This window comes from Vulcanithermus mediatlanticus, assembly GCF_055385885.1.
Genome location: NZ_AP042384.1, coordinates 16,731 through 29,667 on the forward strand (window position 1 = coordinate 16,731; position 12,937 = coordinate 29,667).

Consider the following 12,937-nt stretch of genomic DNA (forward strand, 5'->3'; position numbering starts at 1 on the left):
CATCTTAACAGCCATCAGAGCATGGGTCTTTCGTTTACAACCGAAAACATCAGTCGCTTCGTGCAAGTGCCTTATGGGCTAGTCAAGGAGGTGCGTAGGCGGTTTGGTTTGAAGCTAAATTGTCACTCGCCCCGTCCCGCAATAAAGCGCACAGTTTTATCTAGCAGGATCGTCGTTCTGCCATCCACGCGGGCGGCAACGACGAGGCGACGCTGTCGCACTCTTGCCTCCGCCGATCGATTGAGCTCGCCGAAGGCGATCTTGAACTCGTGATGGAATCGAGCGCCGGGAGCAAGGCGGTCTAGCACTGCGAGAACCACGGAATCGCCAGGGCGATCTCGGTCTACGTAGCCGTGGGAGTGGCGCTCAGGTAGATCTTCAAGCTTGATCACCACGTCATCGAGGACCCCTAGGCCTTCGTTTGCAACCTGCAGTGAATAACACACGCTGCCGTCCTGCCCTTTTGTGCTATGTACGCAGTTCTCGCATTCGGGGTCGCGCTGAGCGTTCCCCTCCAGCATGACTCGCACTTTAAAAAGGTCGTTGGTCCCACCTTCGAGTTCAACAATCTGATCTTGTTTCATGGTCCTACTTTAAGTAAAAGGCGCAGGGCGTCGGGTACTCGCGAGTGCGTAAAGAGCGAGGGCCCTCCGCCACGACCAGCTACCGAGCGGAACCCACGCTGGGGCGGGTGAGAAACCGATCAATCCCTACACGCTTACAGTGACAGATGAACTTCAGCCCCGTTACCAGCAGCCACCCGCGGCAACGGCCCTTGATGGTTCTGTTGACATCTTCAGCACGGGAGCAGGTTTCGCAGCCGGATCGTCCTTCGGCCGGTCGTGTTTCGCGCCCCTGCGAGCTTCCGTCGAGCACGGACGGAAAGCTCCGGGCGGGCCCATTCCGTGTCGGCGGGGGAGAGGTCGGCCCCGTGGCGGCTGTTCGCCGGCTCACTCCGGCAACCAATCGCCAGGCGGATGCTGGCTTTTTAGGTAGTAAGAAACAACGCTTCAAAAAGTTGCACCTGAAGGACCCTGCGGGTTGACTGAATGACTCATTCAGTTATATACTCCTCACATGTCCGCCCCGAATACCGAAGAACGCTTGCAAGCCCTGATCGAAAGCGCGACCAGGATCTTTCAGCAAAAGGGCTATCACCGTGCAGGCATGGCCGACATCGCCCGTGATATGGGCGTCGCGCCGGGCACGCTCTACCTCTACGTCGAAAGCAAAGAAGCCCTTTTCGACCTGGTCATCCGTTTCCACTGGCTCGACGAACGGATCGTTCCCGAGCAGCTCCCCCTGCCCACGCCACCGCCCGGACGCACCCTCGAACGCTTGCACACCCGGATGGCCGAGCTCTCCCGCCTGCCTGCCCTGGAAGCCGAGGCCTCCCCCGCCGCCCTGAAACGGGTCCTGGAAGAAATCTTTGACCGGGTCTGGCGACATCGAGAAGGAATCTTGCTCATCGAACGCTCCGCCCAGGACTGGCCTGAGCTCGCGGATCTCTTCTATCTCCGATTCCGCGCTCGCGTTCTGGCCCAACTCACGGCATTTTTCGAGCGTCTGTCGCGCGAGCGCTGGTGGCCGGAAAGGACGCGCCCCAGCATTGCCGCCCGCTTCGTCATCGAAACCATCGCCTGGTTCGCGATGCACCGTTACCGCGATCGGGTGCCGATGACCGAGGACGACGCCGAAATCCACGATTCGGTGATTGGTTTGCTGGTTCGCGCGCTGGGTCCCCGGGAACCCTAGCGTGCGCCTTCCAATGTTTCCGCGCCTTAAATTCTCTCAGAGCGCCGAGTGGGTCCGCGGAGACTTCGCTTGTCTCTGGCTGGGCCAGACCGTGAGCTGGTTCGGCGACAGCTTTTTTCTTCTCGCCATGCTCTGGCTGGTACTCGACCTCACCGGCTCGCGCGCCATGCTGGGGATCGTGGCCGCGGCCCGCACCCTGCCTTCATTGCTGGGTGTGGCGAGCGGGGTTCTCGTCGATCGCTGGGACAGAAGGCGAACGATGCTCGTAAGCGACATCCTGAGAGCCCTGATCGTCGCCACCGTCCCTGCGCTCTCCTGGCTGGGCATGCTCGCAACGTGGCAGCTCCCGATCATCGCTTTCGCCCTGGGCGTTGTCTCAATCGTCTTTGACCCTGCCAGGCAGGTGATCATGCCCGAGCTCCTTAGCGATCGCGCCCTGGTCTCCGCTAACGCGCTGATGTCGGTCTCGCGACAGCTGGCCGGGGCAATCGGTTTCGCGCTCGGCGGCATCGCTCTGGCTGCCCTGGGTACCCAGCCCCTTTTTCTGGTCGACGCGGCCACCTTCCTCGTTTCGGCGCTCCTGCTTTGGCGAATGCGCCACGTGAGTACGGCCGCCAAAAGGGACGGTTCCGCTTCCGGGTTCATCGAGGATGCCTCGCGGGGGTTGCGTTTCATCGCCTCGGATCCGGCCCTGGTCCGCATCCTTCCCCTGATCCTGGGCATGAACCTGGTTGTCGTCCCTCTTTTTGTGCTGATGCCAGGGTGGGTCTCGGACGTCTTGCGGCAGGGGCCCCGTACCTTCGGTTTCATCGAGACCGCCCAGCTCCTGGGCATGCTGGCGGGATCCCTGGGTGCCTTCGTCTCCGGGGATCGGGGGCAGCGTGCAGGGTTTGTATTCGGCGCACTCCTGATCCAGGGGTTGTCGCTCGTCGCCTTTTCCCAGAGCAGGAACGTCGCGGCCTCGCTCTCGAGCCTCTTCGTCTTCGGGGCCACCGACGCCCTGGTCATGATCACCTTCACGGCTTACCTGCAAAGAACGATCCCGGCGGAAATCCGTGGGAAGGTGTTCGGCGTGGTCGAAGCCGTGACCCAGGCGCTGACGCCGGCCGGTCAGGCACTTGGCGGACTCCTCGGCACCTATTTACCTTTGCCCGGAATCTACGGCGGCGTCGCCGGGCTCCGCCTCGCGGGAACGGCACTGCTCTGGCTCTCGCGCCCGGTCAGACAGGCCCTCGACAATGACGCCCGATCAGGGCCGGCGAGGGCGTGATCCATGACCGAACGAGGAAGCTGAGACATCGGGACACGAAGCTCGCGCCAGTTCCACCCTCCCAAGGTCAAGTTCAGCTCGCAGCTTTTCGGCTCGGGAAAACACTGGTTTAAAGACCGCCTATCCAGGGTGGTTGGTGATCAACGGGGTGTGGCCGGCACCTAGCTGTTTGAGGATCTGGGCGCCGGTTAGGCCGTCGGTGAGGATCCGCTGGAGGCTCGTGGCGTCGGACCACCGGCGGTTTTCCGCACGGCAGCGTAGCGCTCAGCGTAGACCGCCTCTGGGATGGCCAGCGGGTCCCTCGCGTGGGGCTCCAGAATTTAACGGTCACCTCGTCGTACCGGTCGTTCGGCTTCATGCCGGGCGCCTTGGTGAACGGGCTGACCCGGTACCGGCTGCTCATGGTAGCAGGGCTGAGACTGCAGTCCCTCACCCAACCGGCAAGATCCATGAAAGGTTAAAAAACAAACAGAGGCCTTCTTAACCGGGGGACCCGCTACCGCGATCCCACGCCCGGGCCCGGAGTTCCTCGTAGTGGGCGTTCACCCTGTGAAACCAGTGGTCCATGTCCGGGGGATCAAGCCCCGCATCCTTCGCCATCGACCGGAACTCCTGCCGCCAGCTCTTCGGCGGTCCGGGAAGCGTCTGCCAGGGAGTTTCTCCGTTGAAGGCGTAGACCTCCTCGACCGCGGCCACAAGGTCGGCAGGGCGGACCCTGCCAGGAAGCTCAAGGATCAGCACCGCGAGGTCAACGAGGTCTTTCACCCGACTACGGAACTGGCGCTCGCGCGCGTACGCGTGGAGCTTGTTCGCGTACTGCCACGCTAGGGGGGCCATGAGGACCTCGGGCGGATTGATCCCGGCAAAAGCCAGAGCTGCCGGCAAGCGCACCCGGACCGGCTCCACCGGTGCCCGCTCGAGGAGGTGAACGTCGAGCACCACCTTCTCGAAGTTGACGCCACCGACCCGGGCGATCAAAGTAAAGCGCTGAACCCGTCCCGCTGAGACGGCCCGCTTCAGCTCGACCCGGAAGGAAAAACCATCTTCGATCTCTCGCTCAGCAATCTCTTGAAGCGCGTCCAGGAGGTCCGGCACCGGGTTCCAGGCCTCCAGATCCAGGTCCTGGGTTGGGCGGCGGGTGTTCGCGAGCGTCGAAAGGGCAAAGGCCCCGGTCACGACCAGCCCCCGAGTGGCGCCGGCGCTGAGGCGGGCGAGAAAGCGCTCAATGGCAACGCGCTTACGGAGATAGCTGAGCGGCAGCCCGGTTTCCAATGACTCCTTGCGGAGCCGGTCCTTGATTGCCCGGTTTAAGTCTTCCGGGCGGGCGTACTTCACGCCGGGATCGGCCCCCAATCGGTCGTGCCTAGCGCCCGTGCAAGCCGCCGCCGGGCACGGACGGAAAGCCCCGGGAGGGCTTCCTCGAGGCGACGGCGTCGCACCAGGCCCCGCTCGAGGGCCTGCCGGACCGCGAGCTCGAGCTGCTCCTGGGGGACCCTGCTGGTCCGCGCCACATCGAGCAGTGTGCGGAACGGCGTGGTGACCTTGAAGCCGGGCCGGGCCTCGACGTCGGCGGGGGCGAGGTCAGCCCGGTGGAGGACGACTCCCCGCGGGGCCCGCCTTGCGAAGCCCCTGGGAACGGTCAGGTGGTAGCGGTCGGGAAGGAGATCGGACAGGCCGTGGATCACCAGGGCCGTCTCATAGGAAAACGCCACCGGTCCAATAGGGTTCGAAGCCCAGAGCCAGATCCGGATCAGGTCCTCGTCGGGGGAAAAGGGCGCGAAGGCGAGTCGGTAGATCCCCCTGCCGAGGCGCTCCCACCGGCCGGTTCGAACCCGGTAAAAGGCCTCCTTGGGACCGAGGCCAAAGCGCCTGGCCTGATCGAGGGTGAAGAGGCCGCCCTGCTCGAGAGCGAGGCGGTAGAGATCCTTTTCCCGGGGAGCAAGTCGCATAACCGCATCGTACAGGCAAGCATTCAGATGTGCAATGATAAATAGCTCGTCTTAGGATTCACAGCCCATCAAGTGTAACGCCGCCTCCCCCGGTCCAGACCGCCCGCAGCGGAGACCACGAGCAGGTACGCGATAAGAACCGCGGTCACCGGACGCCTGCCTTCCGCATCCCTTGCCCGCACGGATCCGTGCGGATGGGATTCCCCTAGAACTGGCAGGCTTTGGCCTTTTGGCCAAGCCGTGGATGTTGGTGGCTCACTGCTTTCCCGGCACGTAGATCTTCAATTCCGGGAAGTAGCGCTCATAAAACCATCCGTCCAGCGTTGCAATCACTGGCGTGAACCCCGCCCCCGGCTGCAGGAGCGCCTGGGCCCCGATGAGAAAGTCCGCGAGGATCCGCCTCGGCTGTCCACCCCCGGACTTCCTGCGGTTTTCGGCGTACCGGGCAAAGCGCTCGGCGGCGAGTTCCCAGACAGAGGCGCCTTCCAGGCCCGAGAAGACCGGTCGGAGCCGGAAGGCCTCAAGGAATCGCCGCACCACCTCGGCGTGGGGGATGGCGAGCAGTTCGGCGTAGACCGCCGCCGGGAGGACCAGGGGATCGGCAGCATGTTCATCCAGAAACTCCACCGCGGCCTCGTGGAGAGCGTCTTTCGGGTCGATGGCGGCGATGACCACGTTGGTGTCGAGGTTGATAACCTCATTCGGCATCGTCGTCCCCGCTGCGAAGCTCGCGGACGTAGGCGGCCGCGTCGTGACCGGTAGCCTCTCCGAGTTCTTTGAGCGCTTCGGGTTGCTCGGCTTCGAGCCGTTTCAAGAGCTCGCGGATCGGGGGCCGCTTCAGACGGAGGACGATCCGCCCGCCCTCGACCTCGACCTCGAGTCGGTCTCCCGGCTTGATACCGAGCGCCCTGCGCACCTCGGCGGGCAGGGTGATCTGGTAGCGGCTGCTCACGGTGGTACTGGGCATACCTTGAGTGTAAAGCATCATCTGCTTTGGGGTCTGTTACGTACAATGCCCGCTTGCAGCCGGTTTTAAAAGCTCACTAATGTCCCTTAGTGAGCTTTTCGGCTAAAATGTCCCTGTGCTCAGGCCGTTGCCCAACTACGAGGATCCGACCAAGCGCCGGCTCGAGGCGGTGCGGGCGGCGGCGGAGCGGGATGTCGAAAGTCTGTTGCAGCTTTTGGCCTATTTCCTCTTATATAAGAGCCGGAAGCGCTCCCGCACCAGTCTCAACACCTACAAGCTCTACGGCCTCGGGGTACGGGACTGGATGAGCTGGGCCTGGCCCGAGGGCTCGCCCGGGCCCCGGGTGCCGATCCTGAAGGCTAGTGCCGATGACGTGGACCGCTGGGTCTCCGAGCTCTTAAGTGAAGGTGGTCACTTGCGCGAAAACCCCGAGGCGCTGAGGCCGGCGACGGTGGCGGCTTACCTTGCGGGGCTCCGGGCGTTTTACAGGGCCCTGGTCTGGGCCCGGGCGGTGGAAAAGAACCCGGCCCTCGAGGTCGCCCCGCCCCGGGACCCCACGCCGCGGGGCGAACGGCGGCCGGCTTTGCCGCTGGCTATATATAGAAGGTTGTTAGGTTTGCTTCCGCTCACTGATCCTGAGTGTCTCCGGGACAGGGTGGTCGTCCGCCTGATGGGCGACGTCGGGCTCCGCGTCTCCGAGGTCGAGGGCCTGGATGTATCCGACTTCGACCCCCTCGAGGAGGAGGTCCACGTCCGTGAGGGCAAGGGGGGCAAGGCCCGGACCGTTCCCCTCCCCCACGACCTGGTGGTGGAACTCCTGGAGTGGCTGAGGGTGCGCTCCACCTTCGCCGCCCCCCGCGAGGAGGCCCTCTTCGTGAACCTCGGGGGCCGGAAGGCCCGGGGGCAGCGCCTCAAGGCCTGGACGATCCGCAAGCGGCTTGCCGCCTACTACCGCGAGCTCGGGGTACCTGAGCGTTACCACGGGCCCCATAGCCTCCGACACCTGGCCGGGACCCGCCTCTACCGCGCCACCGGGGACCTCTACGTGGTGGCGGCGCTGCTGGGGCACTCGGATGTCAGCACCAGCCAGGTGTACGCGAAGATGGACCGGTCGCGTCTCAGGGAAGCGGTGCAGCGGTTGGGGACATAGCTTCGTCGTTTTCCATCCTCAAGCCGAGCGTGGACTCAGTTCGATTTTCTTCTCGCAGACTATGAGGAGCATTGCGCTCTTCAAGTCCCTTGCCCATCTTCAGGCACGGCTCTGCAGTTAGTAATCCTTACTGCAAAGTAAGCTGGATCCAACCGAGTTAAAAAATATTGACATATCAAAAATTTTTTGATACCCTTGTCCCAACTTATCCAAGCGCCAAGCGTCCAATCAGTGACATCCACCCAAACCTGTAGCCGTACGGCCAATACGTTAGCAATGAGTGTGCTTCCCGGAGCGAATGCTTAGGAGGAGGGTTCTTATGGGACTTGGTGAGAAGATTCGCGCTCGCAGAAGACAACTTGGATTGACGTTGCAGGAGGTTGGGAAACGCGCTGGCCTATCTGCTGCTTTCCTGTCACAAGTTGAACGCAACCTAGCTACCCCTTCGATGTCATCCCTAGTCAGCCTTTCCCGGGCGCTTGATGTCAGCATCGAGTACTTTATTGACCCCCCTCCAGAGCATGACAGTGTCCGCAAACGCGAGGAAATGCGTTTTTTTACACTCGACGGTTCGAAGGTTCAATACGCTCGCTTGAGTGGGTCGCTTGCGGAGCAGAAACTTGACGCCGTGTTTGTGCGTATTCCACCTGGCTACTCATCCGAGTCAATACGACACGCGGGCGAGGAATTCGTTTACATACTCAAAGGCCATCTCAAAATCAAAATCGGCTCCAAAGAATATCTGTTGGGTCCCGGTGACAGCGCTCACTTCAACTCAAGTGAGCGGCATCGGTGGGGAAGCGTTGGTGATGAGGAGGTCGAGCTGGTGTGGGTCGGCACTCCTCCCCTGTTCCGATGAGGCTGTGGTGAAAGGAGGAATGGGATGCGTGTAGCAACGGATGTAGGTGGGACTTTTACCGACTTGGTTTACTACGACGAGGAGACCGGAGCCTTTGGCGTCGTAAAAAGCGACACGACACCACCACATTTTGAAGAGGGTGTTATGAATGCTGTTCACAGAGCCGGCCTTAGCCTAGGATCAATAGACTTCTTCGCACACGGAACGACCGTTGTGATTAACGCGTTGACAGAGCGAAAAGGGGTCAAGACCGGGCTCATAACGACTAAGGGATTCCGGGACGTACTGGAAATTGCCCGCGGCAATCGTCCTGACCTCTATAATTTTTATTTCAAAAAACCAAAACCCTTTGTGCCTCGATACTTACGCAGGGAAGTAAATGAGCGTATCAGCTATAAAGGGGAGGTTCTGATTCCCCTTAACGTCGAGGAAATTGAGCCAATCGTGGAGTTCTTCAAAAAAGAAGGCGTTGAGGCCATTGCCATCTGCTTCCTACACTCCTACGCCAATCCTGTTCACGAAATTGAAGCCGTAAACGCAGTACGGGAGTTGTGGCCAGATGTTTCCGCCATTGCCTCACACCAAATCACGCGGGAATGGCGGGAATACGAACGAACGAACACCACAGTGTTATCAGCTTACGTTCATCCCATTGCAAGCACCTACCTTGATTCTCTTAACCGGCGACTTCGCGACGAGGGATTTAAAGGCCGCTTCTTTGCCATGCAATCGAACGGCGGCATTGCTACCGCTCAGGGTGCAAAAAACAACCCCATTGCAATGGTTGAATCAGGGCCTGCAAGCGGTGTGCTCGGTGCAATCGCCCTCGGAAGGCTGATCGAGGAACCGAACATCATTGCCCTCGACATCGGTGGAACAACAGCGAAATGTTCTCTGGTGGAAAACGGGCAGGCGCGCATCACCACCGAGTACAAGATCGAGTGGTCTCGCACCAACCCTGGTTATCCGATTAAGACGCCAGTGATCGACATTGTAGAAATCGGCAATGGTGGTGGAAGTATCGCCTGGATAGACGAGGGGGGTAGCCTTCACGTAGGTCCGCAAAGCGCGGGCGCGGTACCTGGGCCAGCAGCCTACGGCCGGGGAGGGACAAAGCCAACGACGACGGACGCTAATTTGATCGCCGGTCGCATTAATCCTGAATATTTCTTTGGCGGTGAGATTACCCCCGACATGGATAATGTACGTCGGGCGTTTCAACCGCTTGCTGACACGCTTGGGACCAGCATTGAAGAGGTTGCCCGAGGCGTGATTCGGCTTGCCAACGCCAACATGGTCAACGCCCTCAAGCTTGTCTCACTAAACCGCGGTTACGACCCACGGGACTTCACGTTGGTAGCCTTCGGGGGCGGCGGCGCTATGCACGCGACCGCTCTCGCAGCAGAGCTGAATATTCCTAAAGTTATCATCCCCATCCACCCCGCGGTTTTCTCCGCATGGGGAATGCTTCTGACCGACTTGCGGCGCGACTACATTCTGACTCGAGTAACGCGCCTCGATGTTATTGATCCCCAACAGGTGCACGAGATCTTTAGCGGACTCGAGCAGCAAGCCAGCCGGGAATTTGCCGAAGACGGGGTAAGTGCAGACCAGCTCGTTTTCCAACGATATGCTGATATGCGTTATCTGGGACAAGAGCACACGGTCAAAGTGCCTTTCCCAGCGGGCACTGTAGGATCCGAGGAAATCTCCAGCGCCATTCAACGCTTCCATGAAGCGCACGAGCGAGAATACACTTTCCGGCTCGATTCACCTGTGGAGCTCGTGAACTACCACCTCGTGGCCTTTGGGCAGGTGTCGAAACCCAAGATCGCCAAAATTAAGGCTCTTGGCCGGAAGGAAAACGAAGCACGGAAAGGCTTCCGCGAGGTCGACTTTGACACCCACGGCGTACAACAAGCGGCCGTCTACGACCGATCATTACTTGAACCCGGAATGGTTGTGGCGGGTCCAGCCGTGATCGAGGAACCTGCAACGGTCACGGTAGTCTTCCCAGGCCAGCGAGTGGAGGTCGACGAGTACGGAAACCTCCACATCTATCTGAAGTGAGGAAGGGGCAAGGGTCATGACTGCACAACCAGTAGATCCTTTCACAATCGAAATTATCAAGAACGCGCTGGTGGCAATCGGCGATGAGATGTTCTACGCCCTCCAGCGGACCAGCAAAAGCACAATCATCTACGAAACTTTGGACTACGGAGTAGGCATCACAGATGCCCGAGGACGCCTCATTGCCCAAGGCAATGGCGTACCGCTCTTCATCGCTACCCTAGATGCTGCGGTAAATGCGGTTCGCGAGAAGTTCGAGGCCGAAGGCAGCTTGCACCCCGGCGACATCTTCATCACCAACGACCCTTACGGCGGCGGCGGAACTCACCTCTCCGACGTCTCCCTCATCATGCCCGTCTTCTACGAAGGTGAGCTTGTGGCCTTCGTCGCCAACAAAGCCCACTGGACCGAAGTCGGCGGCAAAGACCCCGGCAGCTGGACCACCGATGCCACCGAAGTCTTCCAAGAAGGGCTCCAGTTCCCCAACGTTAAGCTCTTCGACCGCGGCAAGCCTAACCAGGCCCTCCTCGACCTCATCGCCGCCAACGTGCGCCTGCCTGACATGACCCTCGGCGACCTTTGGGCTGGGGTGGCCGCACTCCGGGTGGGCGAACGTCGCTTCCTCGACCTTTGCCGCAAATACGGCAAAGAAACTGTCCTCACCGCCGTAGACAAGCTCCTTGACTACGGCGAGGAAATGACTCGCTTGGAACTGGCTAAGCTGCCCAAGGGAACCTTCGAGGCAGAGGATTGGATCGACGACGACGGCATCGGCAACGGCCCCTTCAAGGTCAAGGTCAAGGTGACCATCACCGACGATCAGTTCATCGCCGACTACACAGGAAGCCATCCTCAGGTGCCGGGGCCGATTAACAATACCTGGACCGGCCTCGCCTCGGCCGTACGCGCGGTCTTCAAAGCTCTAACAAACCCTTCAATTCCTGCCAACGAAGGATGCTTCCGGCCGATCAAAGTAATCTGTCCCAATGCCACGGTTTTTACCGCGGAACGCCCGGCCCCCGTCTCCACCTACTGGGAAACAATGCTGTACGCCACCGACCTCATTTGGAAGGCTTTGGCGCCCCACGTGCCGGACCGCTTGCCCGCAGGTCACCTGCTCTCGGTGTGCGGCACAGTGCTCTCAGGTGTTCACCCCGATACCGGCGAGTTCTTCCTCCTCGTAGAACCTCTCGTGGGTGGCTGGGGTGCCGGACACGATAAGGATGGAGAGAGCGGCCAGTTCTGCGTGGGAGACGGCGAGACCTACAACATCCCCGTGGAAGTCACCGAAACCCGCTATGGCGTATTGGTCGAGCAGTACGCCTTCCACAACGAGGACGGCGGCGCCGGGGAGTACCGCGGTGGAAAGGGGGTGGTGCTGGACTACCGGATTGTGGCAGACGAAGCCTACCTTACCGGCACCTTCGGTCGGCACAAGTTCTTGCCCTGGGGCATGAACGGAGGACAGGAAGGCTCCCGCAACTACATCAAGGTAATCCGCAAAGACGGAAAGGAAGAAGTCTACGGCAAGGTTGCGCGGCTGCGGCTGGAAAAAGGAGACCTGGTCCGGCTCGTCACCGCTACCGGGGGCGGCTACGGTAATCCCAAGAACCGTCCGCGGGAAAAGGTGCTGGAAGATCTCAAAAACGAGTACATCACCAAAGAACAGGCCGAAAAGTACTACGGGGTGCGAGGAGTAGGGAGCGCTCGAAATGAGAGTTTATAAGGTAAGCTTCCCATCATCAGGCGAACTGGTGTCCTCGCTCGTGGCGCTCCCAGAGTTACCTTCTGCAGCGCTGAGGGTTGGTGTGGCTCGCATTCCCGTTGGAGTGAGGGTGCCAGACGAAGGGTACTCGTCGCATAGAGCCCACGAGCTGTCACTCCTTCTAAGGGGTGTGCTGCAAGTTGAGTCTGGGGGACAAAAGCACCTGGTTCAAGCGGGTGAACTGACGCTAATTCCTGCCGGCGAAGCACATTCAGCTCTCGCGGTCGGTAAAGAGGATGTTGAACTCCTTTGGATCTGGTTCGGTGAGGACGAGCAGGCCCTCTCCTAAAGGCTCGGGGGTTGTGATGGGAAGGAAAATCCTTTGGATCAATCCGGTCGGCACAGACGATTTTGATGAGGTAATGCGTGAGCTCTTTGAACAAGAAAAGATGCCCGACACAGAAGTTGAAGTTCGTTCGCTAGAGCGGGGGCCACACCATCTGGAATATCACTACTATGGCGCCTTAGTCCTACCCGACACCCTTCACATGCTGCGTGAGGCCGAGCAAGAAGGATTCGACGCTGCTGTGGTGGGGTGTTTCTACGACCCTGGCCTGAAAGAATCCCGCGAGGTCGTTGACAACATGCCAGTGGTCTTTCCTGCGGAAACCTGCATATACCTCGCAGCAACCATGGCTGACAAGTTCTCAATTTTGGTGGGCCGTCGGAAGTGGATTCCTGCCATGCGCGAAAACGTGGAGCGCTACGGAATGGCTCACAAGCTTGCCTCATTCAAAGAGCTGTGTATGGGTGTACACGACTTTCAAAGAAATCCTTCTGAGACCGAGCGGCGCATGGTTTCTCTGGCACGAGAGGCAGTGGAGCAAGACGGTGCGGAGGCAATCATCCTGGGGTGCACGATTGAATTTGGCTTTTTCCGAACACTGCAAGAAGAACTGGGCGTACCAGTCCTTGATGCCACAGTCACCCCATTCAAGTTTGCGGAGTTCAAAGCAGAGCTCAAACAGCGGTATGGATGGGCGGCGAGCAAAATTGGGGGGTTCCAAACACCGAGCGGCAAGGAGATCTACGGGTGGGGTCTGCATGAGTTGTATCCCGGCGTGAAGGGGGTGTGGACAGAGGCTGAAGACGGAAATCCTACTGCAGGTACGGCTTGCAATCCTTTTTCCACAGGGTGAAGAAGGCTTCAAT

The 12,937-nt window shown here is 60.1% G+C and carries 13 protein-coding genes; 8 read left to right on the top strand and 5 right to left on the bottom strand.

The features are described 5' to 3' along the window. Positions 1 to 122 precede the first annotated feature (122 nt). Positions 123 to 584 (bottom strand): hypothetical protein, encoded by a 462-nt coding sequence (locus tag ACZ5BT_RS00100; RefSeq protein ID WP_464883693.1) that lies wholly within the window; start codon positions 582 to 584, stop codon positions 123 to 125. A gap of 493 nt (positions 585 to 1,077) precedes the next feature. On the opposite strand from ACZ5BT_RS00100, the gene ACZ5BT_RS00105 reads away from it, so the two are divergent. Together ACZ5BT_RS00105 and ACZ5BT_RS00110 are read left to right on the top strand one after the other, a co-directional pair. After that, entirely contained in the window at positions 1,078 to 1,755 is a 678-nt protein-coding gene (locus ACZ5BT_RS00105; protein ID WP_464883694.1) for a TetR/AcrR family transcriptional regulator, read from the top strand. Between the two features lie 13 nt (positions 1,756 to 1,768). Further along, complete coding sequence (locus ACZ5BT_RS00110; protein WP_464883695.1) at positions 1,769 to 3,025, top strand: MFS transporter; 1,257 nt, start codon at positions 1,769 to 1,771, stop codon at positions 3,023 to 3,025. A 480-nt stretch (positions 3,026 to 3,505) separates the two neighbouring features. On the opposite strand, the gene ACZ5BT_RS00115 is transcribed toward ACZ5BT_RS00110, so the two are convergent. The 4 genes from ACZ5BT_RS00115 to ACZ5BT_RS00130 all read right to left on the bottom strand — a co-directional run bounded on the left by ACZ5BT_RS00115 (position 3,506) and on the right by ACZ5BT_RS00130 (position 5,941). Then, on the bottom strand, positions 3,506 to 4,360 hold the full coding sequence (locus ACZ5BT_RS00115) for a nucleotidyl transferase AbiEii/AbiGii toxin family protein (RefSeq protein ID WP_464883696.1): 855 nt from the start codon (positions 4,358 to 4,360) through the stop codon (positions 3,506 to 3,508). Further along, entirely contained in the window at positions 4,357 to 4,974 is a 618-nt protein-coding gene (locus ACZ5BT_RS00120; protein ID WP_464883697.1) for a type IV toxin-antitoxin system AbiEi family antitoxin domain-containing protein, read from the bottom strand. The genes ACZ5BT_RS00115 and ACZ5BT_RS00120 overlap by 4 nt, the downstream gene beginning before the upstream one ends. A gap of 255 nt (positions 4,975 to 5,229) precedes the next feature. Then, a complete protein-coding gene (locus tag ACZ5BT_RS00125) occupies positions 5,230 to 5,682 on the bottom strand; it encodes a type II toxin-antitoxin system VapC family toxin (protein ID WP_464883698.1) in 453 nt (150 codons plus the stop codon). Then, positions 5,672 to 5,941 carry an AbrB/MazE/SpoVT family DNA-binding domain-containing protein gene (locus tag ACZ5BT_RS00130; RefSeq protein ID WP_464883699.1) on the bottom strand — a complete coding sequence of 90 codons (270 nt, stop codon included), beginning with the start codon at positions 5,939 to 5,941 and terminating at the stop codon, positions 5,672 to 5,674. The genes ACZ5BT_RS00125 and ACZ5BT_RS00130 overlap by 11 nt, the downstream gene beginning before the upstream one ends. Before the next feature lie 115 nt (positions 5,942 to 6,056). Between ACZ5BT_RS00130 and ACZ5BT_RS00135 the strand changes: the two genes are divergently transcribed. The 6 genes from ACZ5BT_RS00135 to ACZ5BT_RS00160 all read left to right on the top strand — a co-directional run bounded on the left by ACZ5BT_RS00135 (position 6,057) and on the right by ACZ5BT_RS00160 (position 12,924). Then, a complete protein-coding gene (locus ACZ5BT_RS00135; RefSeq protein WP_464883700.1) occupies positions 6,057 to 7,091 on the top strand; it encodes a tyrosine-type recombinase/integrase in 1,035 nt (344 codons plus the stop codon). 319 nt (positions 7,092 to 7,410) lie between these two features. Beyond that, positions 7,411 to 7,950, top strand: a complete 540-nt coding sequence (locus ACZ5BT_RS00140) for a helix-turn-helix domain-containing protein (RefSeq protein WP_464883701.1) — start codon at positions 7,411 to 7,413, stop codon at positions 7,948 to 7,950. A 24-nt stretch (positions 7,951 to 7,974) separates the two neighbouring features. Further along, positions 7,975 to 10,020, top strand: coding sequence for a hydantoinase/oxoprolinase family protein (locus ACZ5BT_RS00145; protein WP_464883702.1), 2,046 nt, complete (start codon positions 7,975 to 7,977; stop codon positions 10,018 to 10,020). A 16-nt stretch (positions 10,021 to 10,036) separates the two neighbouring features. Next, a complete protein-coding gene (locus ACZ5BT_RS00150) occupies positions 10,037 to 11,746 on the top strand; it encodes a hydantoinase B/oxoprolinase family protein (protein WP_464883703.1) in 1,710 nt (569 codons plus the stop codon). Continuing rightward, entirely contained in the window at positions 11,733 to 12,074 is a 342-nt protein-coding gene (locus ACZ5BT_RS00155) for a cupin domain-containing protein (protein ID WP_464883704.1), read from the top strand. Before ACZ5BT_RS00150 ends, ACZ5BT_RS00155 begins: the two co-directional genes overlap by 14 nt. 16 nt (positions 12,075 to 12,090) lie before the next feature. Next, complete coding sequence (locus ACZ5BT_RS00160) at positions 12,091 to 12,924, top strand: aspartate/glutamate racemase family protein (RefSeq protein WP_464883705.1); 834 nt, start codon at positions 12,091 to 12,093, stop codon at positions 12,922 to 12,924. The last annotated feature ends 13 nt before the right edge of the window (positions 12,925 to 12,937 follow it).